Origin of the sequence: Streptomyces sp. NPDC002057, from assembly GCF_040296665.1 — a bacterium.
GTDB lineage: Bacteria > Actinomycetota > Actinomycetes > Streptomycetales > Streptomycetaceae > Streptomyces.
Genome location: NZ_JBEOXR010000007.1, coordinates 110,175 through 136,909 on the forward strand (window position 1 = coordinate 110,175; position 26,735 = coordinate 136,909).

Annotated in this window: 25 protein-coding genes; 7 read left to right on the forward strand and 18 right to left on the reverse strand. The window is 72.2% G+C overall.

Annotated features, from left to right (window positions below; translation table 11 throughout):
* Nucleotide 1 precedes the first annotated feature (1 nt).
* The 9 genes from ABT129_RS08655 to ABT129_RS08695 all read right to left on the reverse strand — a co-directional run bounded on the left by ABT129_RS08655 (nucleotide 2) and on the right by ABT129_RS08695 (nucleotide 8,912).
* Nucleotides 2-1,060, reverse strand: coding sequence for a 2-aminoethylphosphonate ABC transporter substrate-binding protein (locus ABT129_RS08655; RefSeq protein WP_351898311.1), 1,059 nt, complete (start codon nucleotides 1,058-1,060; stop codon nucleotides 2-4).
* 30 nt (nucleotides 1,061-1,090) lie between these two features.
* A complete protein-coding gene (locus ABT129_RS08660) occupies nucleotides 1,091-1,888 on the reverse strand; it encodes an ABC transporter permease (protein WP_351898312.1) in 798 nt (265 codons plus the stop codon).
* Nucleotides 1,875-2,762, reverse strand: coding sequence for a 2-aminoethylphosphonate ABC transporter permease subunit (locus ABT129_RS08665; protein ID WP_351898315.1), 888 nt, complete (start codon nucleotides 2,760-2,762; stop codon nucleotides 1,875-1,877). The genes ABT129_RS08660 and ABT129_RS08665 overlap by 14 nt, the downstream gene beginning before the upstream one ends.
* A complete protein-coding gene (locus tag ABT129_RS08670; RefSeq protein ID WP_351898317.1) occupies nucleotides 2,755-3,807 on the reverse strand; it encodes an ABC transporter ATP-binding protein in 1,053 nt (350 codons plus the stop codon). Before ABT129_RS08670 ends, ABT129_RS08665 begins: the two co-directional genes overlap by 8 nt.
* Nucleotides 3,804-4,490, reverse strand: coding sequence for a phosphonatase-like hydrolase (locus ABT129_RS08675; protein ID WP_351898319.1), 687 nt, complete (start codon nucleotides 4,488-4,490; stop codon nucleotides 3,804-3,806). Before ABT129_RS08675 ends, ABT129_RS08670 begins: the two co-directional genes overlap by 4 nt.
* A gap of 5 nt (nucleotides 4,491-4,495) precedes the next feature.
* Entirely contained in the window at nucleotides 4,496-5,617 is a 1,122-nt protein-coding gene (locus ABT129_RS08680) for a TIGR03364 family FAD-dependent oxidoreductase (protein ID WP_351898322.1), read from the reverse strand.
* A gap of 136 nt (nucleotides 5,618-5,753) precedes the next feature.
* Nucleotides 5,754-6,512: a GntR family transcriptional regulator gene (locus tag ABT129_RS08685; RefSeq protein WP_351898324.1), complete on the reverse strand. Its 759-nt coding sequence runs from the start codon at nucleotides 6,510-6,512 to the stop codon at nucleotides 5,754-5,756.
* A gap of 50 nt (nucleotides 6,513-6,562) precedes the next feature.
* Complete coding sequence (locus ABT129_RS08690; RefSeq protein ID WP_351898326.1) at nucleotides 6,563-7,567, reverse strand: hypothetical protein; 1,005 nt, start codon at nucleotides 7,565-7,567, stop codon at nucleotides 6,563-6,565.
* 121 nt (nucleotides 7,568-7,688) lie between these two features.
* Nucleotides 7,689-8,912, reverse strand: a complete 1,224-nt coding sequence (locus tag ABT129_RS08695) for an ROK family transcriptional regulator (RefSeq protein WP_351898329.1) — start codon at nucleotides 8,910-8,912, stop codon at nucleotides 7,689-7,691.
* A 56-nt stretch (nucleotides 8,913-8,968) separates the two neighbouring features.
* On the opposite strand from ABT129_RS08695, the gene ABT129_RS08700 reads away from it, so the two are divergent.
* Nucleotides 8,969-10,072 (forward strand): Gfo/Idh/MocA family protein, encoded by a 1,104-nt coding sequence (locus ABT129_RS08700; RefSeq protein WP_351898331.1) that lies wholly within the window; start codon nucleotides 8,969-8,971, stop codon nucleotides 10,070-10,072.
* Complete coding sequence (locus ABT129_RS08705; protein ID WP_351898333.1) at nucleotides 10,069-10,551, forward strand: heme-degrading domain-containing protein; 483 nt, start codon at nucleotides 10,069-10,071, stop codon at nucleotides 10,549-10,551. The genes ABT129_RS08700 and ABT129_RS08705 overlap by 4 nt, the downstream gene beginning before the upstream one ends.
* Here ABT129_RS08705 and ABT129_RS08710 read toward each other — a convergent pair.
* From ABT129_RS08710 to ABT129_RS08730, 5 genes are all read right to left on the reverse strand, one after another.
* A complete protein-coding gene (locus ABT129_RS08710; protein WP_351898336.1) occupies nucleotides 10,523-12,124 on the reverse strand; it encodes a choice-of-anchor A family protein in 1,602 nt (533 codons plus the stop codon). The two genes, ABT129_RS08705 and ABT129_RS08710, sit on opposite strands and share 29 nt — an antisense overlap.
* Nucleotides 12,125-12,248: 124 nt before the next feature.
* A complete protein-coding gene (locus tag ABT129_RS08715) occupies nucleotides 12,249-13,106 on the reverse strand; it encodes a fumarylacetoacetate hydrolase family protein (protein WP_351898337.1) in 858 nt (285 codons plus the stop codon).
* 138 nt (nucleotides 13,107-13,244) lie between these two features.
* A complete protein-coding gene (locus ABT129_RS08720) occupies nucleotides 13,245-13,973 on the reverse strand; it encodes a YidC/Oxa1 family membrane protein insertase (RefSeq protein ID WP_351898340.1) in 729 nt (242 codons plus the stop codon).
* A gap of 140 nt (nucleotides 13,974-14,113) precedes the next feature.
* Complete coding sequence (locus tag ABT129_RS08725; RefSeq protein WP_351898342.1) at nucleotides 14,114-14,410, reverse strand: DUF6412 domain-containing protein; 297 nt, start codon at nucleotides 14,408-14,410, stop codon at nucleotides 14,114-14,116.
* 216 nt (nucleotides 14,411-14,626) lie between these two features.
* Nucleotides 14,627-15,157, reverse strand: coding sequence for a winged helix-turn-helix transcriptional regulator (locus ABT129_RS08730; RefSeq protein WP_502981691.1), 531 nt, complete (start codon nucleotides 15,155-15,157; stop codon nucleotides 14,627-14,629).
* A gap of 102 nt (nucleotides 15,158-15,259) precedes the next feature.
* Between ABT129_RS08730 and ABT129_RS08735 the strand changes: the two genes are divergently transcribed.
* Entirely contained in the window at nucleotides 15,260-16,666 is a 1,407-nt protein-coding gene (locus ABT129_RS08735; RefSeq protein ID WP_351898347.1) for an MFS transporter, read from the forward strand.
* 250 nt (nucleotides 16,667-16,916) lie between these two features.
* Here ABT129_RS08735 and ABT129_RS08740 read toward each other — a convergent pair whose 3' ends face one another.
* A complete protein-coding gene (locus ABT129_RS08740) occupies nucleotides 16,917-17,732 on the reverse strand; it encodes a class E sortase (protein ID WP_351898350.1) in 816 nt (271 codons plus the stop codon).
* Nucleotides 17,733-17,795: 63 nt separating this feature from the next.
* Here ABT129_RS08740 and ABT129_RS08745 point away from each other — a divergent pair, with 63 nt between their 5' ends.
* From ABT129_RS08745 to ABT129_RS08760, 4 genes are all read left to right on the forward strand, one after another.
* A complete protein-coding gene (locus ABT129_RS08745) occupies nucleotides 17,796-18,791 on the forward strand; it encodes an SEC-C metal-binding domain-containing protein (protein WP_351898352.1) in 996 nt (331 codons plus the stop codon).
* 71 nt (nucleotides 18,792-18,862) lie between these two features.
* Nucleotides 18,863-19,309, forward strand: a complete 447-nt coding sequence (locus ABT129_RS08750; protein ID WP_351898535.1) for a very short patch repair endonuclease — start codon at nucleotides 18,863-18,865, stop codon at nucleotides 19,307-19,309.
* Nucleotides 19,302-20,288 (forward strand): DNA cytosine methyltransferase, encoded by a 987-nt coding sequence (locus ABT129_RS08755; RefSeq protein WP_351898355.1) that lies wholly within the window; start codon nucleotides 19,302-19,304, stop codon nucleotides 20,286-20,288. Before ABT129_RS08750 ends, ABT129_RS08755 begins: the two co-directional genes overlap by 8 nt.
* A 46-nt stretch (nucleotides 20,289-20,334) precedes the next feature.
* Complete coding sequence (locus tag ABT129_RS08760) at nucleotides 20,335-21,912, forward strand: DNA cytosine methyltransferase (RefSeq protein WP_351898357.1); 1,578 nt, start codon at nucleotides 20,335-20,337, stop codon at nucleotides 21,910-21,912.
* Between the two features lie 10 nt (nucleotides 21,913-21,922).
* Here ABT129_RS08760 and ABT129_RS08765 read toward each other — a convergent pair whose 3' ends face one another.
* From ABT129_RS08765 to ABT129_RS08775, 3 genes are read right to left on the reverse strand one after another with little or no spacing between them, the layout of a single operon-like run.
* Complete coding sequence (locus ABT129_RS08765; RefSeq protein ID WP_351898359.1) at nucleotides 21,923-22,786, reverse strand: DUF6339 family protein; 864 nt, start codon at nucleotides 22,784-22,786, stop codon at nucleotides 21,923-21,925.
* On the reverse strand, nucleotides 22,783-23,778 hold the full coding sequence (locus tag ABT129_RS08770; RefSeq protein ID WP_351898362.1) for a hypothetical protein: 996 nt from the start codon (nucleotides 23,776-23,778) through the stop codon (nucleotides 22,783-22,785). Before ABT129_RS08770 ends, ABT129_RS08765 begins: the two co-directional genes overlap by 4 nt.
* A 3-nt stretch (nucleotides 23,779-23,781) precedes the next feature.
* Nucleotides 23,782-25,923, reverse strand: a complete 2,142-nt coding sequence (locus ABT129_RS08775) for a helix-turn-helix transcriptional regulator (RefSeq protein ID WP_351898364.1) — start codon at nucleotides 25,921-25,923, stop codon at nucleotides 23,782-23,784.
* Nucleotides 25,924-26,735: the final 812 nt, after the last annotated feature.

Genomic DNA, 26,735 nt, shown 5'->3' on the forward strand with positions numbered 1-26,735 from the left:
GTCAGCTGCCGGTGGCGGACTTCCAGGCGTCCACGTACGTCTTGAGGTTCTTGTCGATGTCGGCCCAGTCCGGCTCGAAGATCTCGACGCCGTCGAGGAGCTTGGCGAGCTCGATGGCGTTGGCGTCGGTGGCCTTGACGTCCTTGCGGGCCGGGAAGCCGCCGCCGATCGCGCTGACCTCGCGCTGCGCGCCCTCGCTCAGCATGAAGTCGAGGAGCTTCTTGCCGTTCTCGGTGTGCGGGGCCTTGTCCACCAGGCCGGCCGCGTACGGCAGGGCGAAGGTGGTCGGCTTCCCCGATCCCCTGGCCGGGAACCAGATCCCGAGGTTCGGCATGGACTTGGACTGGGCGAAGTTCATCTGCACGTCGCCGTTGGCGACGAGGAGTTCGCCCTTGTCCACCTTGGGGGCGAGCTTGGAGGTGGAGGAGGATGGGCCGACGTTGTTGGCCTGCAGCTTCTTCAGGTACTCCAGGGCCGGCTCCTGGCCGCCGAAGTCGTGCACGGCCTTGATGAGGACGGCGGTGCCGTCGCCCGCGACGCCCGGGGTGGAGTACTGGAGCCGGTCCTTGTACTTCGCGTCGAGCAGCTCCTCCCAGCTCTTCGGGGCCTGGGGAAGCTCCTTCTTGTTGTGGATGAAGCCGAAGTAGTTGTTGACGACGGAGGTCCAGGTGCCGTCGCTCGCCTTGTCGCCGCCGCCGACCTGGTCGGCGCCCTGCGGCGCGTACTTCTGGAGCAGCCCCTTGGAACCGGCCTGCTGGATGAAGGGCGGCAGGGTCACGATGACGTCGGCCTGGGTGTTGCTCTTCTCGCGGAGGGCGCGCTGCACCATCTCCCCGGAGCCGCCCTCGACGTACTTGACCTTGATGCCGGTCTTCTTCTCGAAGTCGGCGAAGACCTTGTCGTACCAGCCGTCGCCCGCCTCGCCCTTGAGGCCGTCGGCGCTGTAGACGGTGACGATCTTCTCGTCGGAGGCGGCGGAGGAGCCGCCGCAGGCGGTGAGGGTGGAGGCGAGGGCGAGGGCGCCGGTGACGGCGGCGATCGGCTTGGCGTACGTGCGCATAACGTCGTTTTCTCCTGACATCGGGCGTGGCTAGCGGAACGAGGCCTTGGTGCGGATACGGGACACGGCGAGGAGGGCCAGCAGGGTCGCGGCCATGAGGACCACGGCGAGCGCCGAGCCGGTGAAGAGGGAGCCGCGGTCGGTGGCGGTGAAGATGAGCACCGGAAGGGGCATCCAGTCCGGCGGGTAGAGCATCATCGTGGCGCTCAGCTCGCCCATGGACAGGGCGAAGCAGAGCCCCGCGGCGGCGTTCAGGGACGGCAGCAGGAGCGGGAGCCGCACCCGGAACAGGACGTACGAGGGGCGGGCGCCGAGGCTGGCCGCCGCCTGCTCGTACATCGGGTCGAGCCGCCGGATCGCGGCCGAGACCGACTGGTGGGCGAAGGCCGTGACGAGGACGGTGTGCGCCAGGATCACGATCCAGCGGGTGCCGTTGAGGAGGACCGGCGGCTGCGAGAAGGCGACGAGGACGGCGAGGCCGACGACCACGGACGGCACGGCGACCGGCAGCATGAACAGGGCGTCGAGGACCCTCTTGCCCCTCCTGCCGAGCGCGGCCCCGGCGAGCGCGGCCCAGGTGCCGGCGGTCAGCGCGATCAGGCTCGCGGTGACGGCGGTGACCAGGCTGGTGGTGAGGGCCTGGAGGGACTCGCCGCGCACGGCCGCCGCGTAGTGCGCGGTGGTCGGCCCGGAGGGGAAGGCGCCGGACCAGTGCGTGGAGAACGAGGCGGCGACGATGACGAGCAGGGGCAGGGCGAAGAGCGGGACGAAGAGGACGGCGAACCCGGCCCACGCCGTCCACCTGCCCGTACGGCTATGCACCAGCACGGCGGCTCACCCCCCGGTAGAGGACGTAGAGGCCCACGGAGAGCGCGACGTTGACGACGGCGACGACGCAGGCGGCGGCGTAGTCGGATTCGAGGATCGCCTTGCCGTAGACGAGCATCGGGAGGGTCGTGACGCCCTTGGCGCCGGTGAAGAGGACGATCCCGAACTCGTTGAGGCACATGACGAGGACGAGGCTGCCGCCGGCGGCGAGGGCGGGCAGCGCCTCGGGCAGGATCACCTGCCGGACGATCCGCAGCGGCCGGGCGCCGAGCGAGGAGGCCACCTCCAGCTGGGCCGTCTCCATCTGCGAGAAGGCGGCGAGCAGGGGGCGCATCACGAACGGGGTGAAGTACGTGATCTCGGCGAGGAGGACGCCCCACGGGGTGGTGAGGAACCGGAAGGGGCCCGAGGGGTCCCCGGTGACGTCGGTCCAGACGCCGTTGGCCATGCCGACCGTGCCGTAGAGGAAGAGCAGGGCGAGGGTGATGAGGAAGGACGGGAAGGAGAGGAAGACGTCGATGAACTTCGCCACCGCCTTCCCGCCGGGGAAGGGCACGAAGGCGATCACGACCGCGAGGACGAAGCCGAGGACGAGGCAGCCGGCGGTGGAGGCGAGGGCCAGCCACACGGTGGTGACGAGGGCCTCGCGGAAGGACGCGGAGGCGAAGACGTCGGCGTACGCGCCGGGGGCCAGGGACTCCTGGACGACGAGCGCGAGCGGGTAGAGGAAGACGACGGCGAGCACGGCGACCGGCGGCAGGGCCCAGACCCAGACGGGGACCGTACGGCGTTCGGCGGGCGGACGTTCCGCGGGGGCGGCCACGGCCTCCGCCAGCGGGGCCCGTTCCCTGAGCGCGCCCGTGCGGCTAGCCATCCGACACCCCCGCCCCGAGCAGCACGGCGTCCTCGGGGGCGAAGTGGAGCGTGACCTCGGCCCCGAGCAGCGGCGTCTCCCGCAGCTCCCGGACGTCCGCCTTCACCCGGTGCCCGCCCACCTCCACGTACAGCCGGTGGGTGGAGCCCCGCCACTGGACCTCGGCGATGCGGCCCCGCAGCGCGTTCGGCCCGTCGCCGAGTCCGACCAGGTGCGGCCGGACGCAGAGGGTGGCGCCCGCGCCGGGGGCGGCGCCGTCGGTGGCGACCGCGAGCGCGGTCCCCTCGAAGGCGACGCCCTCCGCGCCGACCGTCACCGGCAGCAGGTTGGCGTTGCCGACGAAGGAGGCCGTGAACTCCGTGCGCGGCCTGCGGTACAGGTCCTGCGGGGTGCCGCAGTCCTGGAGCCGGGCCCGGTCCATGACGGCGATCCGGTCCGCGAGGGTGAGCGCCTCGACCTGGTCGTGGGTGACGTACAGGATCGACACGTCCGGCAGCTCGCGGTGGAGCCGCGCCAGTTCGGCGAGCATCCCGGAGCGCAGCTGGGCGTCGAGCGCGGAGAGCGGCTCGTCGAGCAGGAGCACCTTGGGCCGGATGGCGAGCGCGCGGGCGATGGCGACGCGCTGCTGCTGTCCGCCGGAGAGCTCCCGGGGGTACCGGTGGGCGTAGGCCGCCATGCCGGTCATCTCCAGGGCCTCTGCGACCCGGCCGGGGATCTCGGCCTTCGGCACCTTCCGGGCCTTCAGGCCGAAGGCGACGTTGGCCTCGACCCGCAGGTGCGGGAAGAGGGCGTACTGCTGGACGACCATCCCGATCCCCCGCTTGTACGGCGGGAGTCCGGTGACGTCGCGGTCGCCGATGAGCACCCGCCCGGAGGCCGGCCGTACGAATCCGGCGACGGCCCTCAGCGCGGTGGTCTTGCCGGAGCCGGAGGGCCCGAGGAGGGCCATGACCTCGCCGGGCTCGACGGTCAGGTCGAGGCGGTCGAGGACGGTGGTGCCGCCGTACGCGACGGACACGGCGTCGAAGCGGATGCCGCTGGTCATGCCTCGCACTCCCGGAGCAGCGCGGGGAGTTCGGCGACGGAGGCGAGGACGTGGTCGGCGCCGTGCTCGGAGAGCGCGGCCTCGCCGTGGGCGCCGGTGAGGACGCCCGCCACGATCCCGGCGCCGGAGCGGACGCCGCTGAGCATGTCGTACGAGGTGTCGCCCGCGACGGCGATCCGGCGGACGTCGTCGACGGCTCCGGTGCGGAGGAGGGCCGCGAGGACCATGTCGGGGTACGGGCGGCCCCGGCCGCCGGCGTCGGCCGGGCAGAGGGTGAGGGCGACGAGGTCGCGCCAGCCGAGGGCGTCGAGGATGGCGTCCTGGGTGACCCGGGCGAAGCCGGTGGTGAGGACGACGGTCCTGCCGTCCTCCCGCAGCGCGCCGATCGCCTCGGCCGCGCCGGGAATCGGTGCGATCAGGCCGTCGGCGACCAGCTCTCCGTACGCCTCCTCGAAGGCGGCGTTGGCCTGTTCGGCGCGGGTCTCGTCGCCGCCGAAGAGGTGGCGGAAGACGGAGATCTTGGACTCGCCCATGGTGGCGCGGACGTAGTCGATCATCGTGGCGGGGTCCTCGCCGAGCCGCTCGGCGGCGGCGGAGAAGGCCCGCTCGACGAGGCCGCCGTCGGCGACGGTGGTGCCGGCCATGTCCAGGACGACGAGGTCGTGTGTGAGGTGTGCGGTCACGGTGTTCACCAGCCCAGTTCGTTCGCGGTCGTCTCGGCGATGGCGGGCGAGCAGGTCATGCCCCGGCCGCCGGGTCCGGTCACCAGCCACACGCCGTCGCGGACCCGCTGGCGGTGCACGACCCGGCCGGTGTCGACGCACTGCGCGTACACCCCGGCCCAGCGGCGCCTGATCTTCGGCAGCGGGCGCCCGAGGAAGGACTCGACGACGCGGGTGAGGTGTTCGTAGGGGTCTTCGAGGGTGTCGAAGGCGAAGGGGTGCTCGTACTCGTGGGTGTCGCCGATGGTCAGTCCGCCGTCGAGGCGCTGCACCATGAGGAGCTGCATCCGGTGGGCGGCGGCGGTCGGGTCCTGCGGCTGCGCGGCCTGGAGGGAGTCCAGCGCCTCGGAGGCGTAGGCCGGGTAGTAGCGGAAGGAGTCGGCGTCGGCGACGGAGGTGGTGAGCGCCTCGCCGAGGGGTTCGGTCTGCATCATCTGGAGCCGGACGCGGCGGACGGGTATCTCGCCGGCGATCTCGCGGACGAGGCCGGAGAGCCAGGCGCCGGTGCACAGGACGACGGCGTCGCCGGTGTGGACCTCGCCGCGGTCGTCGCGGACCGCGTTCTCCCCGACGACGTCCCGGACCTCGCGGTGCGGCAGGAAGGTGTACTTCCCGGTGGCCAGGAGGGCCTCGCGGAGGGCGAGCTGGGCGAGGCGCGGTTCGACGGCCGCGTCCCGCTCGCACCAGAGCGCCGCCTCGAACGCGCCGCGCAGGGCGGGGTTGACCGCGCGGGCCTCGGTGGCGGTGAGCAGTTTGTAGCCGCGGGCGGCGGCGTCGGGGCGGGCCACGGCGGCCTCGGCGACGGCGAGTTCCAGCTCGTTGCGTACGGGGGTGAGGGAGCCGATGGCCCGGAAGCCGAGTCCGGGGACGCGGGCCCCGACGCCCTCCCAGAGTTCGCGGGCGCGCAGGGCGGTGTCCAGCTCCTCTCCGCCCGCCCGTCCGCTCACCCAGATCTGGCCGAAGTTCCGGAGGGACGCTCCGCGCGCCTCGGCCTCGCGCTCGATGTGTACGACCTCGTGGCCGCGTTCCACTGCGTGCCAGGCGTGCATGGTTCCCACCACGCCGGCTCCTACGACGATCACCTTCATGCCCTCGACGGTCGTGGGGGCGGGTGACCCGGGCGGGGCCGGTGGGCGACGGGACGGTGAACGGCCCGACAAGCTTGGACCAGACCCGTTACCTTCCCGTGATCATACGGGGGTGGATCGTGGCGGTACGGGAGGATCAGCCCCGCTGCCCCAGGTGGGCCGTGAAGCTGAAGCGGTCACCCCGGTAGAGGGTGCGGACCCGCTCCAGGGGCCGCCCCGAGGTGTCCCGGGAGACGCGGTGGAGCAGCAGCATCGGGAGCGCCGGAGGGGTGCCGACGAGGAGGGCCTCGCGGGGGGTCGCGAGCACCGTCTCGATGCGCTCGTCGGCGTCGCCGAACGAGATGCCGAGGTGGTCGTGGAGGTAGGCGTAGAAGGAGGAGTCCGGGTCGAACTCGGTGTCCAGGTGCGGGGCGCGGGCCTCGGAGACGTACGTGCTCTCCAGACCGACCCGTTCGTCGTCGGCGAGGAGCACCCGCTCCATGTGCCAGACGGTCTCCCCGGGCTCGGCCCCGACCTCGGGGGCGAGCGACTCAGGGCAGGGGAAGCGGTCGAGGGAGATCAGGCTGCGGCCGGGGCGACGGCCCTGGCGGCGCACGCCCTCCGTGTAGCTGGCGAGCGAGAGGGGCTGTTCGAGCTTGGGTCCCGCGACGACCGTGCCCCGGCCCTGGCGGCGCAGCCGCCCCTCCAGGAGGAGTTCGCGCAGCGCCTGCCGCACGGTCTCGCGGGACACCTCGTACCGCACGGCGAGGTCCCGCTCGGTGGGCAGCAGCCCGCCCTCCCCCAACTCGTCGACCATCACGGCGAGTTTCGCCTTGACGGCGTAGTACTTGGGCACGCGGCCGTGCTCCGGGATGCCGGAGCGGACGGGGGCACCGGGGGTGTTCTGGTAGTTCACCGGGGGATGGTCGCAGACGGGGATGAACGGGAAGGTGTACGCGACGTGGCTCAGCGGTGCCGGCGTCGGCGGCCGACGTGGACGAGGACGGCGCCGAGGACGAGGAGCGCGGCGACGAGCGGGGCGAGACGCTCGGCACGGGACGCGGACTCCGGTCCGGTACTGGCGAGTTCGGCATCCTGCGGGTCGGCGGCGGGGTCCCCCGCCTCGACCGGAGGGCGCGAGGCGGTTCCGGGGGGACGGGAGGGGGCGGCCGTGCCGGATGTGTCAGGTGCGGGGGACACGGCGGGGCCGGGGGGCTCCTCGGACGCGGTGGGGACGGCGGGGGCGGCGGACTCGGCGGGGCCGACGGTCAGGCGGTACTCGCCGGACTCCCCGACCCAGTCGCCGTCGGCGCCCCGCCGCTGCACGACGGCGGCGTTCACGACGACCTCGTCGGGGGCGGTCCCCGCGCGGAAGGCCAGCCGGACGGGGACGGTGAGGGTCCGGCCCGCGGGCACGGCGAAGCCGCCGAACCCGGTGAACGCGCCGACGTTCTCGGCCTCTTCGGTCGCCTCGAAGGTCACCGGCAGCCAGCGCGCGGCCCCGTCGTCGTAGAACTCGAACCGGATCTGCTCGGGCCGCAGCACCCGCTCGCGGTCGGTCAGGACGAGCACGGGGTGGATGCCGGAGCAGGGGGCGTCGGTGGTGTTGGTGAGGTCGAGCTTCCACTCCTGGGGAGACCCGCCGGCCGGGTAGTCGGCGGGGCCGCCGTGGATCCGGGTGTCGAGCGGGAACCCGGCGGTGGAGGGGGTGCCGCAGGTGGGGTTGGGGGGATCGGGCGCGGGGGCACGGGGGGCGAGCACCGCCTGGGCGGGTGCCGCCGGGGTGGCGGCGAGCGCCGCCGGGGCGCTCAAGGGGGCGGGCGGGGAGGCGTGGACCTGGGGCGCGGCGGCCAGGTGGGCGGGCGGGGAGGCGTGGACCTGGGGCGCGGCGGCCAGGTGGGCGGTGGCGGCCAGTGCGGCCGCCGTCGTCAGTGCGCGGGTGCTGCGCGGTCGCAGAGGGGCGGATGCCATGGAGGGCCTTTGCTGTTCGCGGGCGTACGGGTCGGCCGCGACGCTGCCATCCCGGAACGGACGGGCCGGGCAGCGACACCGCCATCGCCCCCGGACGGCCCGGATGATCCGCCCGATCAGCCTATTGTCCGAAGATCGGAGCGAGGATGAGCCGGGCCGCGCCCTCCGCCACCACGTCCGGCTCCGCCACCACCCCCACCGGGACCGCGAGCCCCAGACCCGCCAGAACCTCCCGCACCCCCTCCGCGAACACCTCCGGCGCCCCGAGCACCACCCGCCCGCCGAGCAGCACCTGGTCGATGTCGAGGAGCCGCACGAGATTGGCCGCGCCCGCGCCGAGGACCCGCGCCGCGCCCACCGCGTCGCCGCGCGCGACCGCCGCCAGACACAGGACCTCCAGGCAGCCGCGCCCGCCGCAGTCGCAGGGGGGCCCGTCGAGCTGCACGGTCTGGTGGCCGAGCTCGCCCGCGCCCGTCCTGTCCCCGCGCAGCGGCGCCCCGCCCAGGACGAGGCCCGCGCCCAGACCCGTACCGAGGTGGACGTAGGCGAAGGAGCCGGGGGCGGCGGGCCGGAGGGCGAGGCCGAGGGCGGCGGCGTTGGTGTCCTTGTCGAGGACGACGGGCAGCCCGAGGCGCGCCGCCAGCTCCTCCCGGACGGGGTGGCCCGCCCACTCCGGGAAGCCGGTCACCCGCCCGGGCACCCCCGCGCGGTGGTCCAGCGGGCCGGGCATGGCGACGCCGACGCCCAGAACGGGGGCGGGGACGGAGGCGGTTTCCGCTCCTGGTGCGGCTCCTGCTCCCGGGGCGGTTTGCGCTCCTGGTGCGGCCCCTGCTTCCGGTGCGGATTCCGCTCCTGGCGCGGCCCCTGCTCCCGCTCCCGGCCCGGCAGCCGCGCCGGCCGGGAGGGCCGCTCCGGGGGACGGCACCCCGGTCACCACCTCCCGCACCTCCGTCACCACCGCGTCCAGGACCGGCCCCGCACCCGCGCCCAGGTCCAGGGCGCGCCGGCGCAGGGCGACGACCGTGCCCGCGAGGTCGGTGAGGAGCGTGGTCAGCTCGTCGCGGTCGAGGTGGACGCCGACGGCGTACCCGGCGGACGGGACCAGGCGCAGGACCGTGCGCGGCTTGCCGCCGGTCGAGGCGCGGTGGCCGGCCTCGGTGGCGAGGCCCTCGGCGCGGAGCCGTCCGGTGATCTTGCTGACGGCCTGCGGGGTGAGCCCGGTCCGCTCCGCCAGCTCCAGACGGCTGATGCCCGCCTCCCCCGCCGTACGCAGCAGGTCGAGCACGAGCGCCGCGTTGTGGCTGCGCAGTGCCGGCACGTTCACTCCACCCAGGTCCGTCTTCACCCGCCCATTGTCGCTGTCGCTTGCACTTTGGCAACACCGTTGCTTAAGTGGGTTCCATGACTGGCACGGACACGACCGGTACCTCCCCCCGCACCCCCCTGCGCGTCGGACTCGTCGGCTACGGCCTCGCGGGCTCCGTCTTCCACGCCCCGCTGATCGCCGCCTCCGAGGACCTGGTCCTCGCCGCCGTCACCACCGGCAACCCCGAGCGGGCCGCCGAGGCCCGCGCCGCCCACCCCGGCGTCCGGGTCGTCGCCACCCCCGAGGAGCTGTGGGAGGAGGGTGCGGATCCGCTCGACCTGATCGTCGTCGCCTCCCCCAACAAGACCCACGTCGCCCTCGCCACCGCCGCCCTGGAGGCGGGCCTCCCCGTCGTCGTCGACAAGCCGCTCGCCGGGACCGCCGCCGAGGCCCGCGCCCTCGCCGCCCTCGCCGAGGAGCGGGGCCTCCTCCTCTCCGTCTTCCAGAACCGCCGCTGGGACAACGACTTCCGCACCCTGCGCCACCTCCTCGACGAGGACGCGCTCGGCGAGGTCCAGCGCTTCGAGTCCCGCTTCGAGCGCTGGCGCCCGCTCCCCAAGGGCGGCTGGCGCGAGTCGGGCGCGGCCTCGGAGATCGGCGGCCTCCTCTACGACCTGGGCAGCCACGTCGTCGACCAGGCCCTCGTCCTGTTCGGCCCGGTCGTCTCGGTGTACGCCGAGTCGGACGTGCGCCGGCCGGGCGCCGAGGCCGACGACGACACCTTCCTCGCCCTCACCCACGCGAACGGCGTCCGCTCCCACCTGTACGTGAGCGCCACCACCGCGCAGCTCGGCCCGCGCTTCCGGGTCCTCGGGCAGCGCGCGGGGTACGTGAAGTACGGGCTCGACCCGCAGGAGGCCGACCTCCGCGAGGGGCTGCGGCCCGTGCCCGGCGCGCCGTGGGGCGTGGAGCCGAGCGAGCTGTGGGGCCGGCTCGGCGCCGGCGAGTCGCCGCTGACCGGCGGCGGCGCCCCGGTCGAGTCGCTGCCGGGCGACTACCCGGCGTTCTACGCGGCCGTCGCCGCCGCCCTGCGCGGCACCGGCGGGAACCCGGTCACGGCGCACGAGGCCGCGGCCGCGCTCGACGTCCTGGAGGCGGCGCGGCGGTCCGCCCGCGAGGGAATCGCGGTCGCGCTGTGAGCGGCCACGAGATCACCGACCTGGAGGCCCAGGAAGCCCGGCTGGTCCTGCCCCGGTTCACGTACGAGGATGCCTGGACGCTCGGCAGCCTCCTCGTCGGCCTGGCGCGCGAGCGGGAGGCGCCGGTCGCGATCGACATCCGGCGCGGTCCGCAGCAGCTCTTCCACTGCGCGCTGCCCGGCTCCAGCGCCGACAACGACGCCTGGATCGACCGCAAGCGGCGGGTCGTCGAGCGGTACGGCGTGAGCTCGTTCCTGGTCGGAGCCCGGTTCCGGGCCAAGGGGACGACCTTCGAGGCCTCCTCGCGCCTCGACCCCGACCGGTACGCCGCGCATGGCGGTTCGTTCCCGATCGGGGTCGAGGGGGTGGGCGTGGTCGGCTCGGTCACGGTCTCGGGGCTGCCGCAGGCCGAGGATCACGCCCTGGTGGTGGAGGCGTTGGAGCGGCTGCTCAGCTCATACGCCGACGACGCCGGCTGACGATCACGAGCGCGCCGCCGCCGAGGGCGAGACCCACCGCGGTGGCGCCCATGACGATCTTTCCGGTGCCCGCGCCGGTCTCGGAGAGCTGGCCCTGGGGACCGTGGTTGCCGCCGGGACCTCCGTAGCCGCCGTCGTCGCCGTACCCGCCCGAGTCGCCGTAGCCGCCGTCGTCCCCGTAGCCGCCGTCGTCGCCGTACCCGCCGTCACTGCCACCGTTCGACGAGCCGCCGTTCGTGTGGCCGGAGTGCGTGGGTGTGGGGGTCGGACGGGTCGGCGTCGGGGTCGGGTCGGTCGGGGTGGGGGTCGGGTCGGTCGGCGTCGGGGTCGGGTCCGTCGGGGTCGGCGTCGGATCCGTGGGCGTCGGGGTCGGGTCCGTCGGGGTGGGGGTGGGGTCGGTCGGGGTCGGGGTCGGGTCCGTCGGGGTCGGCGTGGGATCCGTCGGGGTCGGCGTCGGATCGGTGGGCGTCGGCGTCGGGTCCGTCGGCGTGGGGGTGGGCTCCGTGCAGGACGGGAGGTCGCCGTTGAACGGGTAGGCGTGGATCTCCTGGCCACCGCCGCCGCTCGCCTCGGAGGCGTGCGTCAGGTTTCCGGTGGTGAAGAAGCGGCCGTTCATGCCCGGCATCGTGATCGTCGTGCTGCTGGCCTGGTTGCCGATCAGCACGCTGCCGGCGAACTGGGCGCCGCCCTCGAACTTCACCGTCGTGGCGTCGGGGAAGTTCCACAGGACCCGCTCGCGCAGGCCGTTCGGCAGCTGGTTGATGTACGAGTCGATCGTGCGGTCGGCGCCGAGGACGTTGACCAGGACGGTGGCGTCGTCGGGGATGTTCGCGAAGGTGATGCCCTGCTGGCCCTCGCTCGCGGACTCCAGGTCGAAGTCGACGTTGAAGACCTGGAGCGCCGAGGTGCCGTCACCCGTGAACAGCGTCTCGAAGTTGTTGTTGACGGCGGTGCCGGTGGCGGTGCGGGAGGCGCCGTTCACGTACGCGTAGCACTGGCTGGCGTCGGTGAGCTGGTCGCGGAGCGCGGTGTACGGGGCGGCCGCCTCGTCGTCCTGCACCGGGTCGGGTTCGACCGTGCCGGAGAGCGCGCCCCCGTACCGTACGACTCCGCTGACCGTGCCCTCCTCGGCGAGCAGGCGCTGGCCGGTGGCGACGGTCAGGTCCTGGCCGACGGTGAGGAAGTCGGTGCCGTTCTCCGGGGGGACGCGGGAGCCGACGCCCGCGACGCCGACGTTGTAGACGCTGGAGGCGCCGGCGCGCTTGTTCATGTCGAAGCCGCCCAGGACGACGACCTTGCCCTCGGCCTCGGCGGCGGCCTCGCGGACGAGGAAGTTCCCGCCGACGTAGACGTTGATGTTGTTGTCCCGGAACTCGACGGGCCCGCTGCCGAGGTCGGGGTACGTACCGGTCGGGCAGTTGCCCGGCAGGCAGGGGCCGAGGCCGCCGGGGAGCGGGTCGGCCCAGCCGTTGACGGCCAGCGCGCCGACCAGAGCGGTGGCGGAGACCGTGGAGGCGGCGATGACGGCGAGACGGCGCCGGTCGCGTCGCCGTTCGTGTGTGTTTCTTTCCATATCCGGCAATATGCAAAAAATGGTATGAAAATGGCGACGCCCCACGCGGGGCGCCGCCGATTTCACGCCGGAAGGGCCGCAACAGGCGTCATGCCCGTTCCGTCACGGCCCCGCTCCGGGCGGATCAGGCGCTCTTGAGCTCCTGGCGCTGCCGGCCGAGCCCGTCGACCTCCAGCTCCACGACGTCACCGGGGCGCAGGTACGGCTTGGGCTCCGGCTGCCCCATGGCGACGCCCGCCGGGGTGCCGGTGTTGATGATGTCGCCCGGGTAGAGGGTCATGAACCGGCTGACGTACCGGACGACCTCGGCGACCGGGAAGATCTGGTCCGAGGTGTGGCCGTCCTGCCTGAGCTCGCCGTTGACCCAGAGCCGCAGGCCGAGGGCCTGCGGGTCGGGCACCTCGTCGGCGGTGACCAGCCAGGGGCCGAGCGGGTTGAAGGTCTCGCAGTTCTTGCCCTTGTCCCACGTGCCGCCGCGCTCGATCTGGAACTCGCGCTCGGAGACGTCGTGGGCGACGGCGTACCCGGCGACGTGCGCGAGTGCCTCCTCGTCGGTCTCCAGGTAGCGGGCGGTGCGGCCGATGACGATGGCGAGCTCCACCTCCCAGTCGGTCTTCACCGAGTCGCGCGGTACGAGCACGGTGTCGTCCGGGCCGACGACGGTGTCGGCGGCCTTGAGGAAGACGACGGGCTCGGCGGGGGTGGCCTGACCGGTCTCGGCGGCGTGCCCGTGGTAGTTCAGCCCGATGCACACGACCTTGCCGATCCGGCCGACGGGCGGGCCGACGCGGAGCCCGGTGGCGTCGAGCGCGGGCAGCACGCCGGCGCCTCCGGCGGCCCGGACCCGGTCCAGGGCGGAGGCGTCGGCGAGCAGACTGCCGTCGATGTCGTCGACCAGCGCGGACAGGTCGCGGAGCGTTCCGTCCTGGTCGAGCAGGGCGGGACGCTCGGCTCCGGGCGGGCCGACACGCAGCAGCTTCATGGACTTCTCCCTGTGGTCGAGGCGGGCCCGGGAAAGGGCCCTGAGGTACCCCGGCCGATGGAGTGCGGCCATCGGAGGATTGGTCGATCCTCCAAGACAAAGGGTCAGTCTGCAAGACCCCGTTCAGCCACTGGACCCTTACGCGCGAGTAGCAACGGGCGCGGGACCCTCCTTCGCGCCCGGCGTACGGAAGAGCAGGGCCCGCTCGACGGCGGTCCACGTGGTGCTCGTCACGACGTAGAGGGCGGCGGCGAGGGGGACGACGGCGACCGTGATCAGGGTGGCGAAGGAGAGCAGGGGCATCACCTTGGCGATGGCGCCCGCACCCGGTGTGGGCTGCCCCAGGTCGAGGGGCTGGGCGGCGAGCTGCGCCCGGGTCCGCCGGTACGTGAAGGTGGCCACGGCGGCGACGAGCGCGAAGAGGACGAGGTAGACCCGGCCCTCCGGACCGAGGACGCCACCGTGGGAGAGGGCGTCGCCCCAGTGGTCGCCGAGCGGGGCGGCGAGGAGGGTGTGCCCGGTCATCCGGTCGCCGGAGAAGAGGTGGTACATGAGCAGGAACGCGGGCGCCTGCAGGAGGCTGGGCAGGATGCCGGCGAAGGGCGAGACCTTCTCCCGCGCGTGCAGCTCCGTGATCGCCTTCCTGAGCCGCTCGGGGTTCTTGGCGTGCTTCTTCCGGAGCGCGGCCAGTTCGGGCGCGATCCGGGTGCGGGCCTTCTGACCGCGGGCCGAGGCCCGGGACAGCGGGTGGATCGCGAGCCGTACGAGCATCGTGAAGAGGACGATCGCGGCGGCCGTGGCGGTGGTGGCGAAGAGCGGCTGGAGCAGGTCGGCGAGCCGCTCGACCAGGGAAGCGAAGACAGACAAGGGGAGCCCTCCGTGGGGTCTCGTCGTGCCGGGGAGATGTCGGTTCTCGGCATGACGGATCCGCGTGGGGAGCCTGGAGGTGTGCGAGGGGCGCCCGGGGGTGGTGCTCGGTGTCCGGGGTGGTGTGCTGCGGGTGCTCCCTACGCGGCCGTCGGGAGGGGACGGCCGGGAGCGCGGGGTCTGCGGCGCCCTGCGGCGTCGGGGTCGCGCTGGGGCAGGAAGGCGGTGCGCCGCTCACGGTCGCGGATGGCGGTGCGGACGGCGGTGGGCGGCACGGCCGGGGCCGTACGGGCTCCGAACAGGGAGCAGACGACGGTGGTCGCGGCGAGGGCGACGGCAGCGGGGACGCCGGCTCCGTCGGAGAGGAGGAGGTCGGCGAGGGCGAGGAGGAAGAAGAGCGGCGCGACGATGCGCAGGAGCGGGTTCCTGGTCGTCATTCCGCCTCCTCTCGCAGCTGCCGGACGCCGCCGCACGGCATCTCAGGGTGAGGACGCGCGAGGACCCTCGGGAGTTCCCGTACGTCGGTGGTTTCACCGTACGCGGGTGCCTCGCCCGGGCGTCGGTGGTTTCACCGTGCGCGGGTGCCGGCCCGTACGTCGGTGGTTTCACCGTACGCGGGTGACGTGCGCGCGCTTCGGGGGGTCCCGTACCCCTCAGAGCTTCGTGTGCTCCACGGCGGTCAGGAGGCGGCGGGGGCCGAGGAGGGCGCGGCTGACGGGGTCGGCGGGGTCCCGGTCGAGTCCGGCGCCGGGCCGCATCTCGACGTCGGCGGGGGGTACGGGGACGCGGCAGGCCGGGCATTCGCCGTACGGGCCGAGTTCCGTGCCGCAGTCGGCGTGGTGGAAGTGGCGCACGGGTACGGCTCCGGGGACCTCGGCCCTGCCCCAGGCGCCGAGCGAGCGCAGGACGGGCCAGAGGGCGAGCCCGCGCCCGGTGAGCACGTACTCGTCGCGCGGGGGCGACTCCCGGTAGCGGCGCCGGTCGAGGACCCCGGCCTCGACGAGGGCCTGGAGGCGGGCGGCGAGGACGGCGCGGGGGGCGCCGAGGTGAACGAGGAAGTCGTTGTAGCGGCGGACACCGTAGAAGGCGTCGCGGACGACGAGGAGGGTCCAGCGCTCACCGACGACTTCGAGGGCGCGGGCGATGGAGCACTGCTGGTGGGCGTAGTCCTTGCCGAGAGCCATGGGATCCATCGTACCCAACCAAGGTTCATTGAATGAACCTTGGTGCTACCTTGGGTCCGTCGGACGAGTTCGTTCACCGAACCCACGAGTGAGGTTCCCGCCATGCCCCGGCTCGTGTCCACCGCGCGGCCCTCCGCGCCGCCCCACGGCCCCCGCCCCCGGGCCGCCCTCGCCGTCACCGCCGCGGCCACCGCCGTCGCGCTGATGAACTACACCGCCCCGATGCTCACCCTCCCCGACATGGCCGCCGCCTTCGCGACCCCGGTCTCCGCCCGGGCCTGGCTGCTCAACGGCACCCCGCTCGGCCTCGCCGTCCTCCTCCTGGTGGCCGGCAGCCTCGCCGACGCGCACGGGCGCCGCCGGGTCTTCCTCCTCGGCACCTCCGCCCTCGGCCTCACCACCGCCCTCGGCGGCCTCGCGGGCTCGACGCTCACCTTCACCGCGGCCCGGATCGCCCAGGGCGCGGCGAGCGCGGCGGTCATCGCGGGCAGCCTGGGCCTGCTCGCGACCGCGTACCCGGCGGGCCGGGACCGGATCAGGGCGACCGGGATCTGGGGCGCCTCGGTGAGCGGCGGCATCGCGCTCGGCCCCCTGCTCGCGGGCGCGCTGAGCCTGGTGGACTGGCGGCTCGCGTACGAGGTCCTGGGCGCGGCGGCCCTGGTGATCGCGGCGGTGGGCGCACGGACGCTGGGACCCGAGACTCCGGTACGGGAGGGGCCGGCGGCCTCGGCGAGGCCCCGCCCCGACATCGCGGGTGCGACGGCGCTCGGCCTGGCCCTGGCGGCGCTGCTCACCGCGCTCACGCTCGGCCGGGACGGCTGGCTGCGGCCCCCGGTGGGCGGCCTGATGGCGGCCTCGGTGGCGCTGACGGCGGTGTTCGTGGCGATCGAGCACCGGAGCCGCGCGCCCATGGTGGACCTGGCGCTGCTGCGGCGGCCGGCGTTCCTGGCGTCGACGCTGGGGGCGCTGTTCACGGGCATGGCGGTGATCGGCCTGTTCAGCGTGGTGCCCGCGCTGCTCCAGGGCACGGCGGGGATGTCGCCGCTGGGGGCGGCGTGGCTGTTCGTGCTCTGGTCGGGGACGGCGTTCGTGGTGGCCCTCCAGACGCGCCGGCTCGCGGGCCGGCTCTCCGCCCCGTACCAACTGGCGGTGGGCTTCGCCCTGTCGGCAGGAGGGGTCCTGGCCCTCCTCGGCGGCCTGGACGGCCCGTCCGGCTCCTGGCCGCGCCTGCTCCCCGGCCTCGTGGTGGCGGGCGCGGGCAGCGGCCTGCTGAACGCGGCGCTGCCCCGGCTCGCGGTCGACTCCGTCCCCCCGGAGCGGGCGGCGATGGGCTCGGGCGCCAACAACACCGCCCGCTACATCGGCTCCTCGGCGGGCGTCGCCCTGATGCTGGCGCTGGCGACGGCGGGGGCGGACACGGCGGTCCTGGCCTCGGCGGCGCTGGCCCTGACCGGCGCGGGGGTCACCCTCGCCCTGGGACGGCGCCGGCCTTCCCCGGCGACGGGGTGACGGCGGCGTCGGTGAAGACCGCGAAGACGGACACGGCGACGGCGGACACGGCGGAGACGGACACGGCGACGGCGACGGCGGCCAGGCTCACCGGCGGTCGCCCCTCCACGCCGGACCGACCGCGACCGGCGTGACCGCGGTCGGCCCGAACATCCGCGGCACGCACGGCGGCACCCGGTTCACGAACGGCAGCGCGACGACGGACCGGAGACACGGAACGAGAAGCCACTGCAGAGGGGCCCGCGTCTGATCACCCGGTCGAGACCAACTTCGCCCAGACGACGAGCCGGTAGGCACTGCTGAACTCGGGGGTGCAGGTGGTGAGGGTGAGATAGGCGCCGGGGTCGTCGTAGCCGTACGAGGGCTTGACGATCGACCGGGGCACGGGCCGGATGACCCCGACGTCACGGGGAGCGGTCTGCCGCAGGACCTGGTCGACGCGGTAGGTGAAGGTGGCGCCCCGGGTGCGCACCGAGATCTCGTCCCCGGGCGCGAGCCGGTTGATGTACCGGAACGGCTCGCCGTGGGTGTTGCGGTGCCCGGCGAGCGCGAAGTTCCCGGTCCGGCCGGGACCGGCGGTACCGGGGTAGTGCCCGGCGTACCCCTTGTCGAGGACGGACCGCTTGGAGACGCCGGGGGCGACGGGGACGGTGAGCCCGATCCGGGGAACGCGGAGGACGGCGAAGGCGGAGGAGGACGAGCCCCCGGAGGTGTCGCGGGGAACGGACCCGGACCCGGTCGGCGCCGGGTCCGGAACCGGGGCCGCGGAGGAGCCCCGGTCACCGCCGGACGGCCCGAGGTCCTCGGGCTCACCGCCGGGAGGGGGATCACCGGCCGGAACGGGAGGAGAGATCGCCCACTCCCGCTCCAGGACCCGCACCTGCTCGCGGGCGTCGGCGCGGGCGAGCTGATTGGTCCACCACAGCTGGTGCACGACGAGAAGCAGCACGACGACACCACAGGTGACGACGGTCTCGGCAGCCACCCAGAGCACGCGGGCACCCGTACGGCGCCGCCCCCGCGACTGGACGACGACCGGCACCCGCTGCCCCACCCTGGCCCGCACGCGGGGCACGATATGCCCTGGGGTGCCAACTCTCCAGGCCCGTACAGCAGTACGGTGGACGGCATGCGCCCCGATACGCCTGCCGCCCACACCACCGAAGCCGAGCGCCTGCTGCGCACCGCCGCGCAGTACCCCGGGGACAGGGAGCCGCTGTTCCTCCAGGCCGCGGCACACCTGGAACTGGCGGGCGACCGCCCGGCCGCGACGGACCTCTACGACACGCTGCTGTCCGGCGAGCCGGCGAACCCGCCCCTGATCAGGGCGCTGAAGGCGGCGAACCTGTGGGAGTACGGCCATGAGGCCGAGGCCCGCGCGATCATCGCCGGCGTCCGCGACGCCCGGCCCTCGGACGCGGCCCCGTGGGAGATCACGGCGGAGACGCTGGAGGCGCACGACGAGCTGGAGGCGGCCGAGTCGACGCTGACGGAGGCGGCCCGGCTCCTGGTCACGTCCCCGGACCTCCCGCACAGCACGGAGTCCCTCCTGATCACCCGGCACCGGATCCGCAGGATGCTGGCGCTCCCCCACGACGACTGGGACGAGCTGGCGGACCGGCTGCACACGGCGGCGGTCCCGCTGGACGAACTGCACGACCCGAAGCGCCTGTGGTCGCTGGGCTCGGAGGACCCGGCGGAACTGCAGGCGGAGATCGCCCGCCTCCGCTCGGAACTGGGCACCTACCGCACGGCCCTCTCCCGCCCGTTCCCGGTCGCGGTCCTCCACTGGCCGGAAGCGGAACTGGACGAGCTGCTGACGGCGTACCCGGAGCTGGAGGCGGAGTACCCCACGTACACCGCCCACCTCACGGACATCGAGGCCTCCCTCCGCGAACTCGCCCAGGCGGGCACCCCGAACCTGGGCATCGTCAGAGCCACGGTCCCCTCCTACGAAGCCTTCGCCGCCTCGGAATCCACCCACCCGTCGAACGCGGACCTCCTCCCCCAGTACGCGACAACACTGGCAGCCCGAGGCCGAGCCACGGCATGGCCACCGGCTTGGGGGGAGGCGTGCTGGTGCGGGTCGGAGCGGGGTTATGGGGAGTGCCACGGGGCGGAGTGACAGCCCCGCCGCTCCGGCACAATGCAGGTGTGTCTGAAGCCGTACCGTCCTCCCCCGCCGTCTCGGCCCGCATGAGCAGGCAGGCCAGCAAGGACACCGCAGCCGAGCTCGCGGTCCGCCGCCTGCTCCACGCGGCCGGCCTGCGCTACCGCGTCGAGTATCCCGTGCCTGGCATGGCCCGCCGCCGGATCGATGTGGCCTTCACCTCCGTCAAGGTGGCCGTGCTGATCGACGGATGCTTCTGGCACGGCTGCCCGGAGCACGCCACGCAACCGAAGGCGAATGCCGAGTGGTGGCGACAGAAGCTGGACCGCAACATGGCCCGGGACCAGGAGACGACCGAGCACCTGGAGGCCCAGGGATGGGTCGTCCTGCGCTTCTGGGAACACATGCCCGCGGACGTCGTCGCGACGACGGTACGCGCGGCGGTAGATCTGAAGAAGAGAGCACGGGCGCGGCGGGGTCCCACTGATCGGACACGCCGCCTCCGCGAGAACGGGCAGGTGTCGGGTGAGTGATCGACTTCGCTTCGTCGATGTCTGCTCCGGCGCCGGCGGGCTGGCGTCCGGACTGGAGAGCGCGGGCTTCTCCCCGGTTCTTCTCCTCGACCACAGACCTCAGGCGTGCGAAACCCTGCTGACCAACAGGCCGCATTGGAACGTGGTTCAGGAGGACCTGGTCGAGTTCCTCCCCGAAGAGCACCCGGAGACCCTCGACGTCGATCTCCTGTCGGCCGGTCTCCCACGGGTGAAGGCCTCGGCCGCTGTGGGGCGCGCCGACAGTGACCAGGAACTGCGGCTTCTCACCGCCACGATCTATCTGGTCCATTCGATCCAGCCACGCGCCCTGCTGCTGGAGAACCTGCCCGCGCTCGTCGACTCCCCGTCGTACGCCGGCATCCGTGATTTCGTCCGGGCCGAACTCACACACCTCGGGTATCGACTCTGCTGGTTCGTGCTCAACGCGGCGGACTTCGGAGTGCCGCAGGAGCGCAGACAGGGCATTCTCGTGGCGCTCAAGGAACCGTGGTTCGATGCCTTCTCCCCTCCCGCACCGACAGTGGGCGAACCCGTACCTGTCGGTCAGGTCCTGCTCCCCTCCATGAGAGCCCGGGGTTGGCCCGACGCAGAGTCGTGGGCCGTCCAGGCGTCGACCGTGGCTCCGACCCTGGTCGGAGGTTCGGAGAATCGCGGGGGTGCCGACCTCGGCCCGTCCGGCACGAAGCGGGCCTGGGCACGCATGGGGGTGAACGCCGGCGCGTTGGCGGACGAGGTGCCGGGAGCGGAGTACGTGTGGCCGCGGTCGAACGACCCCGCCCAGATGGTGAAGATCACGGTGGACCAGGCTGCCCTCCTGCAGTCCTTCCCCCCGGAATGGCGGATCACAGGGCGAAAGACGGCCCGGTACAGGCAGATCGGTCACGCGACTCCCCCGCCGGTGGGCAAGGCTCTCGGCGCCGCTGTGAGCGCCGCACTGGGTTCTGTCCACAGGGCGTAGAGAAGGCGTCCTGCGCACCTCGGCCGGCCGGCTAGACTTCACGCCCATGAGTCACATCGAAATGGAACGCCCCTCACCAGCGAAGTTCCGGATCCTGGATCTCTTCGCAGGTCCCGGTGGGCTCGATGTGGCAGCGCATGTCCTCGGACACGAGGTGACCGGCATCGAGTGGGACGCCGGAGCATGTGCGACCCGCGCCAAGGCGGGGATGGACACCTTCCAGGGGGACGTCCGTCAGTATCGTGCCGCCTTCTTCCCGCACGCCCAGGTGCTGACCGGTGGACCGCCCTGCCAGACCTTCACGGTCGCCGGGCACGGCGCGGGGCGCAGAGCGCTGGACGATGTGCTGCGGTACATCGACCGCCTGCACACTGCCGTACGCGACACCTCCGGACACCCCGACCCGCTGCGGGCCTGGACCCATGTCTTCCGCACCTGGCGGGAGATCCACGAGGAACTCAGGCGCAAGGAGGTCGAGGCCAAGGCGCTCAAGGCCGAGAAGCGCGCCTTGGAACGGTCGAGGGCCGAGAAGCGCAGGGGGATGCGCAAGAGGCTGGAGGAACTGGGGAACTCGACGGAGCGGGCGAAGCAGATCCTGAAGGATCTCAAGTCACCTAGGACCCTCGAATTCCCGGATGCCGAGTTCACCGACCTGCTCAAGGAAGTCGGCGATCTGGACGGCGCACTCGAGAAGCTCAAGGTCAGGCTCGAGGAATTGGGCGACGAGCGGACGGGACTCGTTCTGCAACCTCTGTGGTGGATCATCGAGCGGAGCAGGCGGCCGGGCGCCACGGCCTACGAGGCCGTGGTGCTGGAACAGGTGCCGGCGGTGATGCGGGTGTGGGAGGAGTACGCCAAAGTGCTCGACACCCTCGCCTACCGAACCGCGACGCAGTTCATGCACACCGAGGCCTTCGGAGTGCCCCAGACCCGACGGCGCGCGGTGCTCATGGCACGGCTCGAACCGCCCCGCCGTGATCCTCTTCCGCCGGTGGAGGAGACCCACACGCTCTACCACCGAGGGGCCTCCCGCCTCTGGCCGGCGAAGGACGGCGACGCCGACACGCTTCCTCTGGGCGACACCGTGAACGAGAACGGCCGCCCCGGGAGAAGGCTCGAGGAATGGGTCTCCATGGAGACTGCTCTGGGGCACGCCCGGATCGTCTCCGGCGAGGTGAAGGTGCGCAGCCGCCCCGCCTTCACCGTCGTCTCCAACTACGGGACGGGCGGCGTGCCGGAGGCTCGTGGTCGGCGTGACCACGACACCCCTTCCGCCACGATCACCGGAAAGGTGTCGCGGAACCGCGTGGTGCACAAGGGCACCGACACGGACCTCGACGACGGGCTCGACCGTTTCAACAGTGCCGAGGCAGGAGTGCTGCAGACGTTTCCCGCCGCATACCCGTGGGACGGCAACGACGTGCCGCAGCAGATCGGCAATGCCGTGCCCCCCAGGCTCGCCCTGAACGTGCTGCGACACGTGCTCGAACCCGACCTGGACGAGACCCAGGTCGCGGCAAGACTGGAGCAAGGCGTCAAGGATCTGGAGGCCTGGCAGCCCCAGCGCTCCGCAGAGCCTCTCGGGCACAGCGACCTGAAGGGTCACCCGCTCACCGGCAGGTGAAGCATGCCGTTCAGCCTTGCGGCGTCCGCCCTCTGACCGGAGCCGTCTCGAACAGGTCGGTGAAGAAGTCGGTGAGTGCGGCCACCGAAGGCTCCGGGACAGGCTCCTCGTCAGGCCCGTCCGGCAAGGAGCGCCGCGGGACCGGGGGCGCGGTATCGGCCTCCGCGACCCACCGACGCAGCACCTGGGGATCGCGCGGCTCGTCGGGACCCAGGACGTCGTAGACGAGGGTCGCGCCGGCGGCGTTGATCGCCGTCATGAGGCCCTCGATCTCACGGCCGGTGCCGGCGACACCTCGCCCCAGGACACGTACCAGAGCCTGGGCCGTAGGTCGGTGGTCGATGAGATCCCGCCGCAGGGCGGAGTGGATCAGGTCCTGGTTGGCGCACGCCGCCTCGACGGGCGAGTAGTCGTTCCCGTTGCGGAACATCTCCGCCGCCCACCACAACCGCGAGAAGCACTGACGGTCGAGTGCACCCTTGAAGCGTTCCGGATTGATCTTCCCTCGGCCCGGGGAAAGGTGTCTCCAGGCCACGTAGTCAGGGGCGACCGCCAGAGCGAGATGCGTCCACAGTCGTCGGTCTGCGGCCTCCCTCCGCGTGAGGCGGAGAGTGGCGTGCAGCCGGGGTGCCAACCAGGCATCGGCCTGGGTTCTGCTGTCACCGAACCCGTGCAGCGCGTCCTCCACGAGTTCCCTGAGCGGTTCGACCTCCCATCGGGGGTCATCCTCCGACAACGGCTCGACGACCTTGGCGAGGTCCACCCCCCCGTGACCCTCGACCCCTTTGAGCAGGTCCTCCGTGAGGAACGGATCCGCAGCCGATGCGGGCAACAGGCCGAGCCTAAGGGGGAGATGGTGCGGTTTCTCGATCATGCGTTGTCCCCTCGGTTCAGCTGCTGGAGTCCACGCAGTGCGTTGGTGAGTGCTTTGGTCGTTCCGGCGCGCCGGACGGCCGCGTAGTGGATACGCGTCTGAAGTTCCACCCATCCCGCGTCGCCGGTGCGCCGCCGATGAACCCGGCGAAGTGCCTCCTCCACATGCACGCCCGGAACCACGTCGGGGAGCATCTCGCGCAGGACCTCCCCCTGCCAGTCGGTGGGAAAGACCGGTGAACCGTCGGATTCCACCTCGAGGTCACCCACGGAACTGTGGAACACGGCGGTCCACACGTCGGTGGCCATCTGTGCAACCAGCATCTCGTGGACCTTGCTCTCGATCCCTCCGCTCTCGGCGCCCAGCAGGTCGGAGAAACCTTCGATGTCCGCGTTGATCAGGACCGTGGGCAGCCGCCCCGAGGCATCCACGATCCAGGGTGCGTCGGAGTAGGGGCGCAGCCATTCCCTCGAATTCTTCGAGAAGCTCACCCGCTTCACGTCGAGGCGGAGGCCTCCGAGCGGTTCCTCCGCGACGACATCGACGGTCCAGTCCTCGTCGGTCTCCGCGATCGACCTGCCGGGAACGCCGTCGACGGTGGCGACGGCCAGTGCAGAGAGGGTGGCACGACCGACATGGTCGTCCCGGAACACGTCGACGGTGCCCGACCACTCTTTGCTCCCCGAGGCGTCCTGCAGGAGCTCGACGGCGGTTCTCACGTTCGTCTCGCCGTCGGTGAGAACGGCGAGGACACGCAGATGGGTCCACGGAGCGCCGTCGGAGTCGACACCGGGCGGCAACGTGGCGGACAGGCCGATGCGGGCCGACACCCAGTCCTCGTGCTGCGCCACCCCCAGGGCGACGGTGCGCTGCTGGATGGAGAACGCCGACGTGTCCAGATGGTCACGGTTGCCGTCAGGCAGTCTGAGCGCGGCCGAGGTGACCCGGAGAGTGATCGGGCGGATGAGTCGCTTGTACGGGTAGAACTTCATGGCTCATTCCCCCTTGCCGACGCGCAGTTCGAGCACGAGCCGTGTGAGCGCTGCACGGACCGGGTGGCTGGTGACGTCGGTGGAACCCCTGAAGACGGCACGTCGCGCACCGGGCGAGAAGCGGAGCACGCCGTTCTCGACCTCGCAGCCGTCCACCGCGACGAGCTCCGCCCAATCAAGTCGAGGACGGCTCCCCGACCGCACGTCGAGCAGGACCGTCGGCGTCATGGCGGGGAGCTCCTCTGCGCGAGGAAGCTTCACCTCTGCGGTGATCTGCCATTGTCCCAACGGACCGATCGAGGCCTCCAGCGAGTCCAGCTCCGGAAGGGACGGCCCCGCCGGGCGCCGGGGCGCCGCGGCTCTGCGAGGGACGGTGAGCGCCTTCCGTAGCTTCGCACCGCCCTCGCCGGCGGCGCGCTTCGGCTTGGCGACCAGCTCCTTCACCGCCGCGTTGACCTCGGTGGTCAGTCTGTTGATGCGGTGGTGGGCGGTGTGCGACCAGCGCAGGGTCAGCTCCTCCGTCTGCCCCCAACGGTCATGCTCGGGCGGTTCGGCCGCACGCAGGAAGTCCTCGGCCTCCTCGGCGAAGGGCGTCGAATCCCCTGCCGCGTGCCCCGTGAGCAGAACGGCCTGGAACGCGTTGACACCCAGGGGCAGCCCTGCGACACCGGACTTCTTGATGGTCATCCGATTGCCACGCAGCGAATGGACCTGGTTGGGGGCGCCGTCCGCGTCCTCGCCGTCCGTGACCAGCAGTACGGCCTGATGTGTGCCGAGCGTGCCGCGCCGACCGCCGCCGAGCGGCAGCTTGAAGGGAACCGTACGCAAGGCGACCTGACCGGCTTCGGTCAGCCGGTCCACAGTCGTCCCCTCGTAGAAGGCTCGGAGCGCCCGTGTCCTGGAGGGCTGGTCAGCAGCGGGGTCGACGTTCTGCTCCTCGACGACGACCTGGCCGTTGCGCATCGTGCGGACCGAGGTCTCCAACAGTGGGAGCCGGGCCCCTCCTGCGATCATGGCCGCCCAGAAGTCCCGCCCGAGGGCCTCGACCAGTCGCCTGTGCATGACCTCGATCTCGTGGGTCCCGTCGTCGGCGCCTTCCTCCTCGTCGGTGTCGACCTCGTCGGCGCCTTGGTCGAGGCTCGCGACATCATGAGCACCGACGATGAGGAAGGAAGTGCCCGGCTCGTCGCTGTCCCGCGTGAGGTGAAGACGCTCGACCGTCTCCTCGTCCGCCCACCAGGACCGAGCGACCCGAGCGCCGGGACTGTCCGGATCCGGACGCCCCAGCCAGGCGGGGCCCGCAAAGGGCTCCCCGTCCACGGAACGCCACGGCAGCTCCAGCCGACCGATGACCCGCCTCTCGGTCCGGCCTTCATGGGGGACGGAGAGGGTGGAGTTGATCAGTACCATGCCGAGCGCACTGGTCGCCCAGAGGGTCGCCTTGCCCAGGCCGTAGGAACCCCCCGCGCCACGACCGGACTTGAGGCTCTCCAGCTGGCGACGGACCACGGCGGCGAACTTGCCGTCCTCGTAGTCGTCGCCGGTGAGACCGGAGGCGTTGTAGTCGTCGACCCTCAGGAGGACGAGACGCCCCTTCTCGAACATGTCACGCACGCCGGCGTCCACGACCCGTCCGACCTTCTGGTTCGAGGCCCTCTCCGACACCGCCGCGTAGTGACGTTGGAGCTCGTCCCAGAGGATCGCCCGGCGGAAGGAGTCGAGCATCTCCCCCGTGAGCTCATGGATGGTGTACCGCACACGAACCGGGCGTCCGTTGTCGACCAGGCGCTCGTCGAGACTGTTCTGGCAGGTCTCACGGGCAAGTACCTGGACATCCGCGTCGAAGGCGAAGGCGGCGGCGTTGCCGCCGTCCCGACCGCCGTCCTGGTAGCCGGGGCGGTGGTACCAGGTGACGGGAAGACCGACCTGCGTGTCGGTGGTACGCGCGTGGACCGTGCCGATGTCCGTGCCGAGCGCCTTGGCGATCTCCACCATGACGGTCGGGCGCGGCACCGACCGCTTGGTGATCCACGCCGAGACTGCGGCCCGGGTCAGACCCAGTTCATCCGCCAGTTCCGCCTGAGTCCTACCCGAGAGCCTGAGCTGACGGGCCAGCCATGGCCCGAAGTCCTCGCCCGTCTCCATGCAACCCCACCCCTCGAACCCGTTCATGAGACAGAGAGAAGGCTAATTTGACACCAACCCTCACGTCAACTGCCGCTTGACGGGACCTCCTCGCCACGACCCGAGTACTGATTCGACAGAAAAGCATCGAAACGGAAAATGCGTACCGGAATCACCCATTTCACATTGGGGCCAGCTCGCCCGAGGCTCGAATCGATCCCTCGGAGTCGACCGAATTTCGGTGGCGGCGACCCCGCAAGATCCATATCCTGAGAGGTGACGCAAAACGTCCCGCCCGGCAGATCACCGAGGCGGCCGGGGGAGAGCTCCATTCTTTGCCAAATCCTCCGACCGTCCACTTCACACGCTCCAGGAAATCCACAAGACGAACTCCGCAGATCGTGTGGCGCCTTCGGGGAGAAGTCCCCTACCGTTGATCACGAACCGCCTGCAGCAGGAAAGTCCTGCAGTGGGGCGGCAATAAAGTGTGCCCACATCAACGACCCGTGTCGAATTCTGTCACGGGTCTCAGAAGCGACGGAGAGATTTTCTTGGAAGACGCATCGGGGAACCCGGATTCGCAGCACGGGCCCTATCACCCGCCCTACGCTCCGCCTCAGTCCGGGAGGGAGCTCAGTTCGTCCTGGCTGGAACTCGCCATGGCGCCGGACGACGCCACACGGAAGCACATCGCCGAAATGTACGGGGAGACGCCCGACCACCTCAACGAGCTCGGTCTCGATCTCCCCCGCGATGACGACTGACCGTGTACCCGTCGTTCCGCGGCGGGCCGGCCCGGTGCAAAGCACCGGTCTCGACCGGGTCCTTGCACC